Annotated in this window: 17 protein-coding genes; 9 read left to right on the top strand and 8 right to left on the bottom strand. The window is 70.4% G+C overall.

Going from position 1 to position 15,797, the window contains the following annotated elements; genetic code table 11:
* Positions 1 to 246: 246 nt before the first annotated feature.
* From thiE to ACMGFH_RS12230, 4 genes are all read left to right on the top strand, one after another.
* Positions 247 to 888: a thiamine phosphate synthase gene (gene thiE / locus ACMGFH_RS12245; protein WP_415378727.1), complete on the top strand. Its 642-nt coding sequence runs from the start codon at positions 247 to 249 to the stop codon at positions 886 to 888.
* Positions 889 to 917: 29 nt separating this feature from the next.
* Positions 918 to 1,112 carry a hypothetical protein gene (locus ACMGFH_RS12240; RefSeq protein ID WP_415378726.1) on the top strand — a complete coding sequence of 65 codons (195 nt, stop codon included), beginning with the start codon at positions 918 to 920 and terminating at the stop codon, positions 1,110 to 1,112.
* 104 nt (positions 1,113 to 1,216) lie between these two features.
* Positions 1,217 to 2,569 carry an MFS transporter gene (locus ACMGFH_RS12235; RefSeq protein ID WP_415378725.1) on the top strand — a complete coding sequence of 451 codons (1,353 nt, stop codon included), beginning with the start codon at positions 1,217 to 1,219 and terminating at the stop codon, positions 2,567 to 2,569.
* Between the two features lie 85 nt (positions 2,570 to 2,654).
* A complete protein-coding gene (locus tag ACMGFH_RS12230) occupies positions 2,655 to 3,617 on the top strand; it encodes an oxidoreductase (protein ID WP_415378724.1) in 963 nt (320 codons plus the stop codon).
* Here the strand turns inward: ACMGFH_RS12230 and ACMGFH_RS12225 are convergent.
* From ACMGFH_RS12225 to ACMGFH_RS12200, 6 genes are all read right to left on the bottom strand, one after another.
* Positions 3,575 to 4,387, bottom strand: coding sequence for an aldo/keto reductase (locus tag ACMGFH_RS12225; protein ID WP_415378723.1), 813 nt, complete (start codon positions 4,385 to 4,387; stop codon positions 3,575 to 3,577). The two genes, ACMGFH_RS12230 and ACMGFH_RS12225, sit on opposite strands and share 43 nt — an antisense overlap.
* A gap of 511 nt (positions 4,388 to 4,898) precedes the next feature.
* Positions 4,899 to 5,999 (bottom strand): presenilin family intramembrane aspartyl protease PSH, encoded by a 1,101-nt coding sequence (locus tag ACMGFH_RS12220; RefSeq protein WP_415378722.1) that lies wholly within the window; start codon positions 5,997 to 5,999, stop codon positions 4,899 to 4,901.
* A gap of 132 nt (positions 6,000 to 6,131) precedes the next feature.
* On the bottom strand, positions 6,132 to 7,037 hold the full coding sequence (locus ACMGFH_RS12215) for a phosphatase PAP2 family protein (protein WP_415378721.1): 906 nt from the start codon (positions 7,035 to 7,037) through the stop codon (positions 6,132 to 6,134).
* A gap of 71 nt (positions 7,038 to 7,108) precedes the next feature.
* Positions 7,109 to 7,336: an H/ACA ribonucleoprotein complex subunit GAR1 gene (locus tag ACMGFH_RS12210; protein ID WP_415378720.1), complete on the bottom strand. Its 228-nt coding sequence runs from the start codon at positions 7,334 to 7,336 to the stop codon at positions 7,109 to 7,111.
* A gap of 43 nt (positions 7,337 to 7,379) precedes the next feature.
* The gene (srp19, locus tag ACMGFH_RS12205) at positions 7,380 to 7,658 is read right to left on the bottom strand and encodes a signal recognition particle subunit SRP19 (protein WP_415378719.1); all 279 of its coding nucleotides are present in this window, start codon (positions 7,656 to 7,658) and stop codon (positions 7,380 to 7,382) included.
* A gap of 106 nt (positions 7,659 to 7,764) precedes the next feature.
* Positions 7,765 to 8,988 (bottom strand): PGF-CTERM-anchored ABC transporter substrate-binding protein, encoded by a 1,224-nt coding sequence (locus tag ACMGFH_RS12200; RefSeq protein WP_415378718.1) that lies wholly within the window; start codon positions 8,986 to 8,988, stop codon positions 7,765 to 7,767.
* A 62-nt stretch (positions 8,989 to 9,050) separates the two neighbouring features.
* On the opposite strand from ACMGFH_RS12200, the gene btuC reads away from it, so the two are divergent.
* The 3 genes from btuC (at position 9,051) to ACMGFH_RS12185 (ending at position 12,547) form a co-directional block, all read left to right on the top strand.
* On the top strand, positions 9,051 to 10,151 hold the full coding sequence (gene btuC / locus ACMGFH_RS12195) for a vitamin B12 ABC transporter permease BtuC (RefSeq protein WP_415378717.1): 1,101 nt from the start codon (positions 9,051 to 9,053) through the stop codon (positions 10,149 to 10,151).
* Positions 10,148 to 11,647, top strand: a complete 1,500-nt coding sequence (locus tag ACMGFH_RS12190) for an ATP-binding cassette domain-containing protein (protein ID WP_415378716.1) — start codon at positions 10,148 to 10,150, stop codon at positions 11,645 to 11,647. The genes btuC and ACMGFH_RS12190 overlap by 4 nt, the downstream gene beginning before the upstream one ends.
* A gap of 84 nt (positions 11,648 to 11,731) precedes the next feature.
* Positions 11,732 to 12,547 carry a CAP domain-containing protein gene (locus ACMGFH_RS12185; RefSeq protein WP_415378715.1) on the top strand — a complete coding sequence of 272 codons (816 nt, stop codon included), beginning with the start codon at positions 11,732 to 11,734 and terminating at the stop codon, positions 12,545 to 12,547.
* A gap of 81 nt (positions 12,548 to 12,628) precedes the next feature.
* On the opposite strand, the gene ACMGFH_RS12180 is transcribed toward ACMGFH_RS12185, so the two are convergent.
* A complete protein-coding gene (locus ACMGFH_RS12180) occupies positions 12,629 to 13,204 on the bottom strand; it encodes a response regulator (protein WP_415378714.1) in 576 nt (191 codons plus the stop codon).
* A gap of 159 nt (positions 13,205 to 13,363) precedes the next feature.
* Here ACMGFH_RS12180 and ACMGFH_RS12175 point away from each other — a divergent pair, with 159 nt between their 5' ends.
* On the top strand, positions 13,364 to 14,308 hold the full coding sequence (locus ACMGFH_RS12175) for a rhomboid family intramembrane serine protease (RefSeq protein ID WP_415378713.1): 945 nt from the start codon (positions 13,364 to 13,366) through the stop codon (positions 14,306 to 14,308).
* On the top strand, positions 14,308 to 15,153 hold the full coding sequence (locus ACMGFH_RS12170) for an endonuclease V (protein WP_415378712.1): 846 nt from the start codon (positions 14,308 to 14,310) through the stop codon (positions 15,151 to 15,153). Before ACMGFH_RS12175 ends, ACMGFH_RS12170 begins: the two co-directional genes overlap by 1 nt.
* Before the next feature lie 18 nt (positions 15,154 to 15,171).
* Here ACMGFH_RS12170 and ACMGFH_RS12165 read toward each other — a convergent pair whose 3' ends face one another.
* A complete protein-coding gene (locus ACMGFH_RS12165) occupies positions 15,172 to 15,735 on the bottom strand; it encodes a class I SAM-dependent methyltransferase (protein ID WP_415378711.1) in 564 nt (187 codons plus the stop codon).
* Positions 15,736 to 15,797: the final 62 nt, after the last annotated feature.

Below are 15,797 nucleotides of genomic sequence, written 5' to 3'. Positions count from 1 at the left end.
AGAGCGAAGCGAGCGCTCGGCCTGTCTCGTGAGCGGAGCGAGCGAGACCTCGTCAGAGCTTTGCTCTGACGGTGTTTTCACCCATGTTTTTGCGTCGGGGGGTCGCGGGCCGGCGGCCCGCGACCGAATAACGTGGCGGCTACGCCGCCACGCTGTGCCCGCAGCGCGCCGCAGGCGTGCGAGGACACCCCCGCCGGAAAAAGATGGTTCGAAAGTAACAGGTCGGTGGAGCCGAACCGCTCGGTAATGCCCGACTGGGACGTCTATCTCGTCACGGAAGAGCGCCTCTCGGCGGACCGCACGACCGTCGATATCGTCGAAGGGGCCATCGCCGGGGGCGTCGACGTGGTGCAGCTGCGGGAGAAAGGGCGGAGCGCCCGCGAGCGCTATCACCTCGGGCGCAAGCTCCGTGCGCTCACGCGCGAGGCCGACGTGGCGCTTATCGTCAACGACCGGGTGGACATCGCGCGGGCGGTGGACGCCGACGGCGTCCACCTCGGCGACGACGACCTGCCCGTCCCGGTCGCGCGCGAACAACTGGGACCGGACGCCCTCGTCGGTCGCTCGGTCTCGTTCGTCGACGACGCTCGCGACGCCGAGCGGGCGGGCGCCGACTACCTCGGGGTCGGCGCGGTGTACGAGACCGGGTCGAAGGACGACATCGACGACGACGAGCACGGGATCGGTCCCGACCGCGTCGGATCCATCGCCGACGCGGTCGATATCCCGGTCGTCGGGATCGGTGGCATCACGGCCGACAACGCGGGGCCGGTGGTCGAGGCCGGCGCCGACGGCGTCGCGGTCATCACCGCGGTCACGGGCGCAGACGACCCAGAGGCCGCGACGCGCGGACTCGGCGCGGTCGTCTCGCGGGCGCGCGAGGACTGATTTTTCTCCCCGGCGCGCCATATCCCGATATGAGCGAACGCCGCAGCCGCGAGGACCGAATCGCCGCCGACCTCGAATCGATCGCCGCGCAACTGCGAGAGGGCGAGGCGACGCTGTACGGGTACGACGTCGAACTCGCCTCCGACGGCCGCGTCCAGCGCGGCGGAGTCGCCTGCGCGGGCGGCTGGTTCGCCTTCGAATTCGACGAGCGAGGGAGGCGTTGACCGGCGGAGCGCGGCCGGCCGCGCCAGGGGCCCACCGCGCCGGTACCGCCGTCCTGTCGGTCTGGCCCCTAGCTATTCGGCCGCGGACTCCCTACGAGAGAGGCGTGCAGGACCCCCGCGCCGTCGTCCGGCCGGCCGCCAGCGGTCGCCGGGCGCTGTTCGCCGTGCTCGCCATCGTCTTCATCGACCTGCTCGGCTTCGGCGTCGTCATCCCGATCCTCCCCTTCTACGTGCGTGACTTCGGCGCGAGTGACGTGGTTTACGGCCTGCTGGCGGCCTCGTACTCGCTCATGCAGTTCGTCTTCGCGCCGCTGCTCGGCCAGCTCTCGGACAGCCGGGGCCGCCGTCCGATCCTCATGATCTCGCTCGCGGCCAACGCCGTCGCCTGGACGGTGTTCGGTCTCGGCGGCGAGGTCGGCGCGGTGGCGGGAACGACCGCCGGGCTGGCGACGCTGTTCCTCGCGCGGATGCTCGCCGGCGCGATGGGCGGCAACATCGCCACTGCACAGGCGTACATCGCCGACGTGACGCCCGCCGACCGCCGCGCGGGCGCGCTCGGTCTGGTCGGTGCGGCGTTCGGTCTCGGGTTCGTCTTCGGGCCGGCGCTGGGGTCCGTGCTCGCGAGCGACACTGTCGTCGCCGGCGCCGACGCTGTCTTCCCCCAGTTCCTTCCGGCGACGCGCTTCTCGCTCCCGAGCTTCGGCGCCGCCCTGCTGAGCCTCGTCGCGTTCGTCGCCACCGCGGCGTTCCTGCCCGAACCCGACCGTCGCGCGGGGCCTGCCCGTCGCCCGCGCGTGATCGGCGAGTTCGTCGACGCGTTCCGCGACGCGACCCTGCGACCGCTCGTGGCGGCGTTCCTCGTCGCTTCCATCGCGTTCTCCGGCATCCAGATCGCCTTCATCCCGTACGTCGCCGACGTGTACGGCTACGACGCCTCGCAGGCCGGTCTCCTGCTCACCTACGTCGGCGCGCTCGCGGTGTTCAACCAGGGCGTCCTCGTCGGGCGACTCGCCCGGCGGGTCCCCGCTCGCCGGCTCGCGATCGCCGGCGCGCTCCTGCTCGTCGTCGCGCTCGGGGCGTTCCCCTTCTCGCCCGAGATCGGGCGCGCGTTCCTCGGGGAGGTTCGGCTGTTCGGGTTCGGCCCCCGGGTCGTCGCGTTACTGGGCGCGCTGACGCTGCTCTCGCTCGGCAACAGCCTGCTGACCGTCGCGTTGACGACGCTCGTCTCGCTCGCGGCCAGCGCCGACCGCCAGGGCAGCGCCTTCGGCGTCACGCAGGGCGCCGGGAGCCTGGGTCGGACCGTCGGCCCGCCGATCATGACCGCTCTCTACGCCGTCGTGGTCTACTGGTCGCCGTTCGTCCTCGGCGCGCTGTTGACGGTCGGCATCGTCGCTCTCCTGACGACGGTGACCGTCGCGGGGGGCCCGGTCGGTGACTCGGCCGAGTCGATCGACTGACCACCGGGTCTCGCGGCCCGCGGACACCGGTGGCGTCCCCCGTGTCGGGCGAGGGATTTGAGTGACCGGCGACCGACACGTCGGTATGAGCGAGTGGACTCTGGCGGACGCACCGGACCTCTCGGGGAAGACGGTCGTCGTCACGGGAGCGAACAGCGGTATCGGGTACGAGGCGACCGGGATGTTCGCCGTGAAGGGCGCGACGGTCGTGATGGCCTGTCGGAGCACGGACCGCGGCGACCGCGCCGCGAACGAGATCCGCGCCGAGATCACCGACCCGGATCTCGACGTGCGCGAATGCGACCTGGCCGACCTCGCCTCGGTCGAGTCGTTCGCCGACAGCGTGCGCGAGGACTACGACGAACTGCACGTCCTCTGTAACAACGCCGGCGTGATGGCGATCCCACGCTCGGAGACCGCCGACGGCTTCGAGACGCAGTTCGGCGTCAACCATCTCGGTCACTTCGTGCTGACCGGGCACCTCCTCGACCGGATCGTCGAGACGCCCGGCGAGACCCGCGTCGTCACCCAGTCCAGCGGCGTCCACGAGCGCGGCGAGATCGACTTCGCGGACCTCGATCACGAGGACGCCTACGGGAAGTGGGAGGCTTACGCCCAGTCGAAACTCGCCAACCTCCTCTTCGCCTACGAACTCCAGCGCCGCCTCGACGCCGCAGATATCGAGGACACGCTCTCGGCGGCCTGCCACCCCGGCTACGCTGACACCGAACTCCAGGGACGCGGCCCGGAACAGGAGGGATCGACCATCAAGCGATACGCGATGACCGCTCTCAACGCAGTCTTCGCCCAGTCGGCCGAGAAGGGCGCGCTCCCGCTGATCTACGCCGCGACGGCGCCCGAGGTCGACGGGGGCGACTACGTCGGTCCCGGCGGTCTGTTCGGCATGCGCGGCTACCCCGAGAAACAGCGCTCCAGCGACGCCTCCTACGACCGAGCGGACGCCGAGCGTCTCTGGACTGTCTCCACGGAGCGCACCGGCGTCACCTACCAGTTCCAGGGGCCGTGGTCGGCGTCGATCTCCCGGTGACGGCGGTCGATGGCGTCGATGCGCTCGATGTCCTCGTCGTCGAGTTCCAGGTCCTGAGCGGCGAGGTTCTGCTCCATGTGCTCGCGGCTGCTCGCCTTGGGGATGGCGGCGACGTTGTCGTGCGAGAGGACCCACGCGAGGCTGACCTGGGCGGGCATCGCGTCGTGTTTCTCCGCTACGTCCTGCACCTCTGGCGCTTCGAGCGCCGCGCCCTTGCCGAGCGGCGAGTACGCGACCAGCCAGTGGTCGTGCTCCTGGGCGTACTCGACCAGTTCCTCCTGGGGGAGCAGCGGGTGCATCTCGACCTGATGGGCGAAGATCGGGGCATCGAGGAACTCGCGTGCCTCGTCGAGTAGTTCGGGAGTGAAGTTCGAGAGGCCGATGTGGCGGGTCTTGCCCTCCTCGTAGGCGGCCTCGAACGCCGGCAGGACCTCCTCGTGGCTGTAGATGCCGGAGGGCCAGTGGACGTACAGCAGGTCCACGGCGTCGACGCCGAGGCGGTCGAGACAGCCGTCGATGGCGTCGGGTACCTGCTCGGGCTCGGGCGGTACGTCGTGGTGGACGGTCTTCGTCGAGAGCCAGAGGTCGTCGCGGTCGACGTCGCTGTCCCGGATGCCGCGGCCGACGTACTGCTCGTTCTCGTAGACCTGCGCGGTGTCGACGTGGCGAAAGCCCACGTCGAGGGCGGTGCTGACGTTCTCGCGCCACTGCTCGCGGTTGTCGTCGGAGTAGGTGCCGAGGCCGAGTCGGGGCAGCGAGTCGAGCGACATGGGCCGGTGTTGTGGCGACGCCGATTTCACTGTTCTGTATCCGGAAGTCAGTCCGAAGGGGGACCAGCGAGCGGGCCGGCCGTCCCAGGCGGATCACCCGGCGCTGCCGGATCGCTCGTCTGCTCGACGGACCACCCGTTCCACGAGTACCTCGTGTCAGGCCGCTTCCCCGCACACCCGACAGCGCGGACCGTCCGTCGAAAGGTCGAACACGAGCGCGACCTCACCGCAGTTCGGACACCCTCTGTCGTCGGCTGCGCGAAAGCCGAGCCGTCCCCTCGAACCGCCGGAGTCGCTCCGCCGCGAACTGCCTGCTTTGCTCATAGTGTGTGAGTCTCTATCACCACAGTGAAGCGTTGTGTGGAAGCACCACTAGCGTCCTAATATTCCCCAGGGGCGATCGCGAATCGGGTTCTCGATGTCGCCTTCGTTCGGAAGTAGGCGATACTATTGATCGGTAGGTCGCGGAACGGGGTGTCCAGTTCGGTGCCGATCACGGCCCCGGGCTCGCTCAGATGTACGGTGCGATCCCGGTCGCCTGCGCGAGCGTCAGCCCGCTCGCGAGCGCGCCGAGCAGGTAGCCGGCGATGGTGCCGCCGTTGAGCAGCGGCAGACCGGCGTGGGCGCGACCCTTGAGAACCATCCACAGCAGGACGACCAACCCGGCAGTGGTCCCGACCATCGCCGTGAGCGCCGGGAGCGTCGCGGGGATCCCCAGCAGGTCGACCGTCGGGACGGAATCGGGGGCGAAAAACGCCGCGCTGGCGACGAGCACCGTCGGAATCACCGCATCGCCGAGACCGATGAACAGCGCTTCCCTGTCGATATCGAGGTCCTCGGCTTCGTCTTCCCAGACGGTCTCGCCGTCCCGGCCGTCCGTTTCGGCCCGCCGTTCGTCCGAGCCGTCCGTCTCGACCGCTCGCTGGCTCTCGGTTTCCTCCGCGACGTCGGCCTCGTTCTCGTCCGCGTCGTCACCGACGGGGTCGGGCATCCCGCCGTCGAGATACGAGTACGACAGCGAGAGCGGGACGACGAGGACGACGGGGACCTTGAGTTCCATCACGCCGGAGGCGAGCGTGAGCATGTGTTCGGTGCCGTAGACGCTGATGGCGTCGTAGACGGCGAGGACGGTCAGGAGCACGAGCGCCGGCAGCACGCCGAAACTGATCCCGAACAGCGCCGCCGCACCGGCGCCCATGACGATTCCGGCGGCGTCGATGACGTACCACTCGGGGTGGAACCACAGCGCGAGGCCGAGGGCGGCGGCACCGAGCCACGGCAGGACGTTGACGGCCACGCCGTCCACGGGGACGGTCACGACTGGCGGAAACAGCTCCAGGAAGACGAACAGGCCGATGTACGCGCCCGTCCCGACGAGCAACGCCCGCAGCAGCCAGTCGACGTTGTACCTGATGATCGCGAGCATGACGCCGGTCATCACGAGGATGACGGCCACGTAGATGAGGCTGTTCGCCGGGTCCTGCGGGTCTTCGACGGCCTGTCTCCCCGACTCCTCGAACGGACCGACCAGCGCGAGCGCGCCGAGTTGCACGAGCAAGAATATCCCGACGATAGCCCCCGAAGCGACGTACGCGCGCGACCGCTGGTCCATGTGCACACCTCGCCCACGACCCGTTTGAGGGTTACGGCCGACGGGTCGTCGACCACCGCCGCCGGGCCCGCGTCGACGACGAAGCGGTCGCACCATGCGGTCGAGACGGGCGGCGCCGCTATCGCCGGCCGTTCACCCGAGTCGCTCTCCCAACAGCGGCGCGCCGACGGCGCCGCCCACGGCCACCGCTGTCCCGGTGAAGGTGAGCGCCAGGGGCGGTTCGAACGCTTCGATGGCGCTGAAGAGGACGCCGGCGACCGCGAGGACGGCGAACCCGGCCACGACCTCTCGCCGGTCGGACGGGTGAGCGGGCGTCGAGTCCGCGACGAGCCGCCACACGAGCCAGCCGCCGACGGCGCCGCCGATTGCCGCGACGCTGTCGAAGGTGAATCCGTTGAGCAGGCCGACGGCACCGACCGCGACTGCGACGACCAGGACCCGCCCCGGGTCGGTTCCGCGGTCGGCGAACCGGTAGAGCGCGCCGAGGAGGAGCGCGCCGACGGCCGCCCCGACGATGACGTCCACGAGGTAGTGGACGCCGAGGACGAGCCGCGAGAGCGAGACGAGCCCGATCACCGCGGCGGCGCCGGCGATTCGCCGGCGGAGCGACCACCGGTCGAGGACCAGCGCCAGTCCGCCCCAGACCATCGTGGTCCCGAGCGCGTGGCCGCTCGGAAACCCGGGACCGTCGGCGGTGGTGGCGCTCTCGAACAGGGCGTCGAACGCGCCCGGGAACAGTCCTACGTCGGGCGGTTCCATCGCGCCCGGCGGCCGACCGAGCCCGAAGAACGTCTTGAGCGCGCCGATGACGGCGACGTAGGTGAGCGCGAGCGCGAAGACGAACAGCGCGCGGCGGCGGTCGATCCCCCAGAGCGGAAACTCCTCGCCGGCGACGAAGAGCGCACCGCCGAGGACGAACAGGAACCACCCGTCGCCGAGTTGGGTGACCAGTCCGAACAGCAGGACGACCGGCCACTCCGCCAGGTCGTGGATCGCCTCCGTGACGCCGATGCCCCGGTCGCCACTGAACAACTGCATCTACTCCACGTTCGGACCGGTAGCGTGTAAGATCCGGGGTGACAGATGCAGGCCGCTCTCGCGCCGGCCGTCTACCGCGCGTACAGCGGGGTCCCGACGAGCGCCGGCGGGTGCACGTCGTCGTCGGTCGTGACGGCCAGGTAGGGCCGGTCGACCGGGCCGAACACGTCCACGACGCGGCCCAGACCGTCGAGGTTCTCGTCGACGACGGGCGTGCCGATGTCGACGTGCTCGGCGTCGGGGGCGCGGACGATCGCGAGGTGCTGGGCGATCCGGACGACCTCTCCGACGCGTTTCACGGCCGGACCTCCGTGCTGCGCCGCGCACCGCTTTCCGCGTCGCTCATTCGCGGATGACGCCGAGATAGGCGGCGACGGCGCCGAGCAGGTCGGTCTTGCTGGCGTCGTCGGCGTCCTTCACGAGGACGCGTCCTCGGGGCTCGTACTCGCGGGGGTACGTCTTGTCGCGCTCGATCACGGCGTCGTACCCGACCTGCTGGACGGCCTGTGCGATCTCGTCGACCGTCGGCTCCGGGACCGCCAGATCCGTCGACACGCGACGCCCCTCGCTGCGCGTGCGGGTGACGTCGAGCGCCGCCGGCCAGATGACGTTCTCGACCATACGCGGCCCTGAGAACCCGCCTACGTAAGGGTCTTTCCGGTCGGCGCGGTCTCCGGCGAAAAAAGGTGTTCGCATCAGTCCTGCCGCGAAGACGGTGACGGCCGTCCTACCGATGTCGACGCACGAACAGCGCGCCCGCGAGCAACGCGACCAGCGCGGTCGCGGCCGTGAAGCCGGGGCCGCCGTCGCTGGTCGTCTCGACGACGGGCGTCTCGGTCGGCGTGTCGCCCGTCTCCGGCGTGGTGGTCGGCGTCGCGGTCGAGTCACCCGTCTCGGCCGTCGCCGTCTGGGTGGCCGTCGCGGTCGGCGACGGCGTCGGCGTCGGACAGGAGACCGGATCGGGCGTCTCAACGGCCGAGAAGTCGATGCTCTCGTAGACATCGGGGTGGAACGCCTGGGCCATCTTCTTCAGCGGCTGGACGTTCCGCGGGCCGTTCTGGCTCATGAAGTTCCGGTTCACCCGGACGATGTTCCCTTCCTGAACGGCCGTCGACTCGTTGAACGCGGCGGTCTTCGGCACTGTGCCGAACTGGCCGTTCTGGACGATCCATTCGGGGTCCTTCTGGGTGACGACCTCGTCGCTGAGCTGACCGTACCCGTTGCTGGTGTTGATCTCGCCCGCGGCGATGTTGTCGCCGCCGGCCGCTTCGATCAGCCGGCCGATGAAGGTGTTCTCGCTGGCGGTCCACCCGCTCGCGAGCGAGAAGTACACGCGGGGGTTCTCCTCCTCGCTCACGGCGTCGCGGACGGCCTGGACCTGTCCCTGCATGCGGGCGCTGGTTTGCCCGGCCTCGTCGTAGTGGCCGGTCAACTGCCCGTACAGTTCGATCTTGGCGTAGACGTCTTCGAGATCGGCGGCGCTCTCGAACTTGTAGACGGTCAGCCCGCTGTCACGGAGCGCCTGGACGGTCTCGTTCGGGACGACGTTCGGCGCGAGCACCAAGTCGGGCTCGCTCCCGACGACCGCCTCGGTGATGACGGTCCCGTCGTCCTGCACGACGTCCGTCTTGCCTTCGGTGCCGTTCAGGTAGCCCAGGTTGTAGTCCCGAGGCATCGCGACGACCTCGTCTTGCGCGCCGATACTCCAGAGGATCTGGGCCGCGCTCGGGGCCAGGGCGGCGATTCGGTCGGGGTCCTCCTCGATCGTTACTTCCGTTCCCGTCTCGTCGGTGAGCGTCATCGGATAGGTGCAGTGCGAGTCCGCGAGACCGCTCGCACTCGCGCTCGCTGCACCCGTTCCGACGCCGGCACCCGCCGCCGGGGTCGCGACCGCCCCGAACGCGGCGACGAGCACCAGCGCGGCACCGACGACTGCTGTCGCGTCTCTCATGGCGTCTGTGGCTGTGCCTCTTTGCAATAAATACTTACCTACTGCAACCAGACTTGATGACCATGAACGTCCGGACCAGGGCGACCGGGTGGTCGGTCGGGCTGACCGTAGCGCTGGTCGCCGTCGCGCTGGTCAGCGCGACCAGAGGCCCGGTCGCGGTCCCGCTTCCCGAGGTCGCGAAAGCCGCGCTCAACGCCGTCGGGATCCCGACCGGCGTCCGCTTCGGGAGCGGCACCGTGGCCCTCTTCGGCGCGACGCTCTCGGTGCCGGTCCCGGACCTTTCGTACACTTACCTCTTCTCGTTCCCCGTCGACTCGACCGACGAGACCATCGTCCGGCGGATCCGGCTGCCGCGGATCGCCCTCGGCGCGACGGTCGGGTTCGCGCTGGCCTCCGCCGGGACGGTGATGCAGGGGTTCTTCCGGAACCCGATGGCCGACCCGTCGATCATCGGCGTCTCCTCGGGCGCTGCTGTCGGCGCCGTGGCGACGATCGCGCTGTCGTTCTCCGGCCCCTTCAGTATCCAGGCCGCGGCGTTCGTCGGCGCGGTCGTCGCCGCCTTCGTCGTCTACGTCATCGCCACCGAAGGGGGGCGAACTCCCGTGGCGACGCTCCTCCTCGCGGGCGTCGCGATCCAGACGTTCCTCGGTGCGGTCGTCTCCTATCTCCTCCTCCAGGCCGGCGAGAGCCTCGAACAGGCGCTGTACTGGCTGATGGGGCGGCTCCACAACGCCGCGTGGTCGGACGTGGCCGTGACCGCGCCGGTGGTGGTGGCCTGCTTCGCCGTCCTCGCGGCGTACTCGCGCGACCTCAACGTCCTGCTGCTCGGCGAGGAGGACGCCCACACGCTCGGGATCGAGGTCGAACGGACGAAGCGGATCCTGCTCGCGGTCTCCAGCGTCGCCACGGCCGCGGCGGTCGCCGTCGCCGGCTCAATCGGCTTCGTCGGGCTCGTCGTCCCGCACATGATGCGGCTCGTCGTCGGTCCCGACCACCGGATCTTGCTCCCGACGAGCGCCATCGCGGGAGCCGCCTTCCTCGTCGCGACGGACACCGTCGCGCGCTCCGGGAGCGTCGAGGTGCCCGTCGGCATCGTCACCGCAGCGCTGGGCGCGCCCTTCTTCCTCTATCTCCTCCGGACGCGGGAGGTGCATTCGCTGTGAGCCTCGGCCTGCCCAGTTCGGTGGAGAGTCTCCTCGGCGACACCGGGGGCGACGGGGGGCGGGACGACGAGTTCGCGGGCGGCCGCGAGTCCGAGCGCGGCCCTGGCGCGACGGAACCGAGCGCTGACTCCGCGGCTCGCGCGACTGACCGACCCCTCATCGAGGTCGACGGCATCTCGGCGGGGTACGGCGATGTAGAGGTACTTGACGACGTGTCACTCTCCGTGGGCGCCGGCGAGTTCGTCGGCCTCGTGGGCCCCAACGGCGCCGGCAAGACGACGCTGTTGAAGGCGATAAACGGCGTTCTCGACCCCGACGCGGGGTCGGTCCGGGTCGCCGACGAACGGGTCGCGGGCCTGTCGGCGCGGGAGGCGAGCCGCCGAGTCGCGACCGTCCCGCAGGACACGACAGTCGCCTTCGAGTTCACCGTCGAGGACGTCGTCGAGATGGGCCGGACGCCGTATCACGGCCGGTTCAGCGGTGATCCCGACGCCGAGTCGGCCGTCGAACGCGCGCTCGACCGCACGGAGACGGCGCGGTTCCGCGACCGTTCGATCGCGTCGCTCAGCGGCGGCGAGCGCCAGCGGGTCGTGCTCGCGCGGGCGCTGGCACAGGAGACGCCCGCGCTCGTCCTCGACGAGCCGACGGCGAGCCTGGACGTGAACCACCAGGTGCAGACGCTCGAACTCGTCCGCGACCTGGTCGACACCGAAGGCAAGGCCGCGCTGGCGGCCATCCACGACCTGGACGTTGCGGCCCGCTTTTGCGACCGGCTGGCCGTTCTCGCGGACGGCGACCTGCTGGCGGTCGGGCCGCCGCCGGAGGTCCTGACCGCCGAGCACCTCGGGACCGCCTTCGACACGGAGGCGGCGGTCCTGCCCAACCCCGTGACAGGGACCCCCGCCGTGACGCCGCTCTCCGAGTCCGGCGACCTCGATCGGACGGTCCACGTCGTCGGTACGGGCGCGGCGACTGCGCGGACGATTGCGGCGCTCGCGGAGGCGGGCGCGGCAGTCACAGTGGGGCCGGCCCCGGACGGCGACGTGGCGGTCGCCACGGCCGGTGAACTCGCCGCGGAGACGGTGACCGCGCCGGCGTTCGCGTCCCTCGACGCGGGCGTCGAGGCCCGCGCCCGCGACCTGCTGTCGGCCGCCGACGCGGCCGTCGTCGTCGAACCGGTCGCCCCCGCGCTCCGGGCGCTTGCACGTGATCACCCCGCGGTCGTCCGGGTGTCTACCGGGGATGTCAGACCGGCGGACGTGGCCGACGCGACCGCCGCGACCGACACGAACGACGCGGTCGACACGACCGGTGCGACCGGAGTGGGAGACGCGAGCGACCCGACTGACTCGCGGCAATCCGACGCCAGAAACTCCCCGAAGGCGGACTCAGACGGGTTCGGACGGCCGGTCGACGCCGCGGCGGCGGCCACGCCGGACACCGTCACCGCGGGAATCCGGGCGGCGCTCGACGGGCCGGTCGGGGCGGACGACTGAGCGGTCGAGCGAGCGGGCGTCGCGTGGGCTCCCGTCGGATGTCGTGGACGCAACAGTTATTGGGAGGGGGACTCACCCCCGACTATGGCTGACGTGAACAAGCCGACGCTGCTGGTCGCGGGGGGCGGCCTCGTCGCGCTGATCGTCGTCGCGGTCCTCGTCGGCGCCGCGCTGACTCAGCCCGACGCGCCGGTCGTCGGGGACGACGACTCGTCACCGACGACCGTCGAACGGACGTCGTTACCGACGCTCCCGCCGACGACCGACGCACCCGCCGGTACTGGGGCGAACGGGGGAACGCAGACGACCACGCCGACGCCGTATCCGACGCTCACACCCACGTCGACGCCGACGGCCACGCCGACGGCCACGCCGGCGCTGACCGACGTCCCGGCCGAGTCGTTCGACGAACGGGAGATCGAGCGGCTGGTCGCCGAGTACATCAACGACCGCCGAGCGGAGCGGGACCTCGACCGCCTCGACTACGAGGGGGACAGCGTCGACGACCTTGTCGAGATGGCCCGCGGCCACAGCGTCCGCATGGCTGACGTCGACGAGGCGATCCACCGGATCGACGGACAGGCCAGCGCAGACCGGTACCGGGAGAACAGCCTGTACGACCGCTGTCGCTGGTCCGCGCCGGACGGGAACTCGCTCGTGACCGCCGACGACAACGCGCTCGAAGCCGTTGGGCGTACGATCGCAGGAGAGTCGTACCGTCAGAACGGCGAGCGCCAGTTCAACGGCGACGAGAGCGCCGTCGCGCGGGCGGTCGTCGACGCGTGGTGGAACACGTCGACGTATCGGCCGCGACTGACGCGACCAGGGGCCGACGAGGTCGGCGTCGGCGTCGACATCACCCGGCGCGGCGACGTGTTCGCCACCGCGAACTTCTGCTGACCGAGTCGCCGCGATCGGCGACCGTGGCTCGCGCTCAGGGCGTGTGGTCTCGTTTCCGACGACCTGCGTCCAGCGGCGCCGTCACTCCGCGTGACGGCTGATCTCGTTGAACGCGGCCTCGAAGTCGTCGAACTCCGCGAGCGCCTCGTCGATGTCCTCCCGCAGGCGCGCGGCGCGCTCGCGAAGGTCGGCGACGTCGTCGCTGGCGTCGAGTTCGGGCTCGCTCTTCTCGGCTTCGAGCAGCGCGATCTTCGAGGTGACTTCGAGGTACTCGGTGAGTCGCTCGTCGTACCGGCTGGCAGTCAGCTGCTGTTCGATGGCGGCGACCAGGTCCCCCTTCTGGACGGGCTTGCAGAGGTAGTCGTCGAACGCCATGTCGACGATGTCGAAGTCCGGGTCGACGGCGGTGATCATGATGACTCGGGCGTCGAGCCCCCGGTCGCGGATCGCCGAGAGCACGTCGTCGCCCGACACCTGCGGCATCCGCCTGTCCAGCAACACGACGTCGACCGACTCGTCGACGACCTCCAGCGCCTCCTCCCCCCCGTAGGCCGTCTCCGTGTCGTACTCCTCGCGGAGACGGAGCGCGTAGACGTCGGCGACCTCCGCTTCGTCGTCGACGATGAGGACCCGCGGATCGGGACTCGTCTCGTTCACGAGGGGGACTGATGCGGTGATCCCATGTAAGTGCGTGGGTGGCGGCCACTCTCGGGCCAGTCACTCCGTCAGCGCCCGTTCCGTGGCGGCTCACCGGAGGGACCGCCGCGGACACGGCCAAACACAATCCCTTTGCCGGTACCTTCCCAAGAGCCTGTAATGTCGAGGTGTGACGAGTGCGGCAAACAGGAGAACATGCCGTACCAGTGTCGCCACTGCGGCGGCACGTTCTGTGCGGAACACCGCCTCCCCGAGAACCACGGGTGTCCGGGCCTGGACAACTGGTCCGACCCCGGCGGCGTCTTCGATAGCGGCTTCGACGACAGCGTCGACGACGACGCCAGCGGGGGCGGCCTCCGCGACCGACTCGGGATCGACACCGGTCCCGGCGGCCCGCTGGCGTACTTCCGCGGGAACATGACCTACGCCTTCCTCGGCGCGATGTGGGTCACGTTCCTGCTCCAGCACGTCGTGATCCTCGTCGCCGGTGGGGACGTCTACAGCGCGATATTCACCCTCCGGGCGAGCCATCCGGAGTACGTCTGGACGTGGTTCACGTCGATCTTCGCGCACGCGCCGTTCTCGCTGTTCCACATCGGGATCAACAGCATCGTGATCTACTTCTTCGGCCGCATCGTCGAGGACTACGTCGGGTCGCGGGACTTCACCCTCCTCTTCCTCGGGAGCGGCGCGCTCGCAGGCCTCGCCCAGATAGGGTACTACATCGTCCAGATCGGCGGCATCCCGCAGACGGCGACCGCGGGCGTCGTCGGCGCTAGCGGCGCCGGCCTCGCCATCATGGGCGTGCTCACCGTGTTGAACCCGAACCTCCGGGTGTACCTGTACTTCATCCTGCCCGTCCCGCTGTGGCTGCTGACGGTCGGGTACACCGGCTACACCGTCTTCCGGATCTTCACCGCCGGTGCGGGCGCCGGTGGCACGGCCCAGGTCGCCCACCTGCTCGGGCTGGTCATCGGCCTGCTCTACGGCCGGCACGTGAAGGGCCGCCACCGCGTGCCGAACCAGCTCCAGTTCGGCGCCGGCGGCCGCGGTCCGGGCGGACCCGGCGGACCGGGCGGCCCCGGTGGCCGCGGTCCGTTCTGATGGAGATCGTTCGCCCCGAATTCGTCCCCGACGCCTCCCTCTCCCGCGAGGACATGGAGTCCCTCCAGCGGGAGATCGCCGAGGTCGCCGTCTTCGCGGACGACCTCGCCGTCGATCCCGCGGCGGTCTGCGGCGACGACGCCGCCGCCACCGACGACGAACAGACGAGTCTCGCCGACGTGGACGCGAGCGGTGGCGAAGCCGGTGCGGACCCGGCCGCGGGCCCGCCGCTGGTCGCCGGCGTCGACCAGTCGTTCGTCGACGACCACGCCGTCAGCGCGATCGTGCTCCTGCGGGGCGGCGAGGTCGTCGAGCGCGCCTACGCCGTCGAACCGGTGGAGATCCCCTACATCCCCGGACTGCTGAGCTTCCGGGAAGGGAACGCCATCCTCTCGGCGTTCGACCTGCTCGCGCGCGAGCCCGACCTCGCCCTGCTCGACGGGAGCGGACGCATCCACTTCCGGGAGGCCGGCATCGCCACGCACGTCGGCGTCACGCTCGACCTCCCGACCGTCGGGGTCGCCAAGAGCCTGCTCTGTGGCACGCCGCGGGAGTCGCTCGACCGGAAACTCCCCGAGGGCGCCCGCGTCGCGATCGAGGCCGACGCCGACGTGGAGACGGCCGAACCGGGCACGCACATCGGCGACGCCGTCCAGACCCGCCAGTTCGAGAACGCCGACCGGTACGTGAACCCGCTGATCGTCAGTCCCGGCCACCGCGTCAGCGCCGACACCGCATCCGACGTCGCACTGGCCTGCGCGAACGGGTACAAGCTCCCCGAACCGACGCGACTCGCCGACAAGTACGCCGACGACGTGAAGGCCGAAGTCAGAGACGACCTCTGAGACCGCTTCGGAGCCGTCTCACCTTTCGTCGCGGACGCCGACGAGGACGAACGTCTCCGAGCGGGTCGCCCGGAACTTGACGGTGAATCCCGCGTCGCCGAGTGCGGCCGCGGCGTGGTCGGCGTCGTAGCGCTCTTCGACCGGCGGACCGCTGGAACCCGCTCCCTCGGCGGTCCAGTCGACGATCGCGAACCGACCGCCCGGACGGAGGACGCGGGCGACTTCCTCGACCGCCGCGCCGGGGAGTTCGTGGTACGTCATCGTCGCGAACGCGGCGTCCAGCGCGCTGTCGTCGAAGGGCAACTCGTCCGCACCGCTCGTGACGAGCTCGACGTTGTCGGGGACACCCTTCTCGCGGTAGCGGTCGTGCATCGCCTCCTGCACGTCGAGGGCGTAGACCTCGCCGACGTGCGGCGCCACGTCGTCGGTGTAGAAGCCGGTACCGCTCCCGAGATCGACGACCGCGTCGTCCGGGTCGGGGTCCAGCGTCCAGTAGAGCTCCTCGGTCGAGCAGTGGCGATAGCGCCGGGCGGCGTCTTCCAGTCTGTCCGCGTCCTCGGCGGGGAACGTGTGATGGCCCATGGCGTCGTGGTTGTGGTCGCGCGGTGAAATACCTCCCGTGACCGGGCCGCGAGCGACTCGGC

The organism is Halosimplex rarum (genome assembly GCF_047715405.1).
Classification (GTDB): Archaea; Halobacteriota; Halobacteria; order Halobacteriales; family Haloarculaceae; genus Halosimplex; species Halosimplex rarum.
Note: the sequence above shows the minus strand (reverse complement) of the source record. Positions and strands in the feature narration are given on the sequence as shown.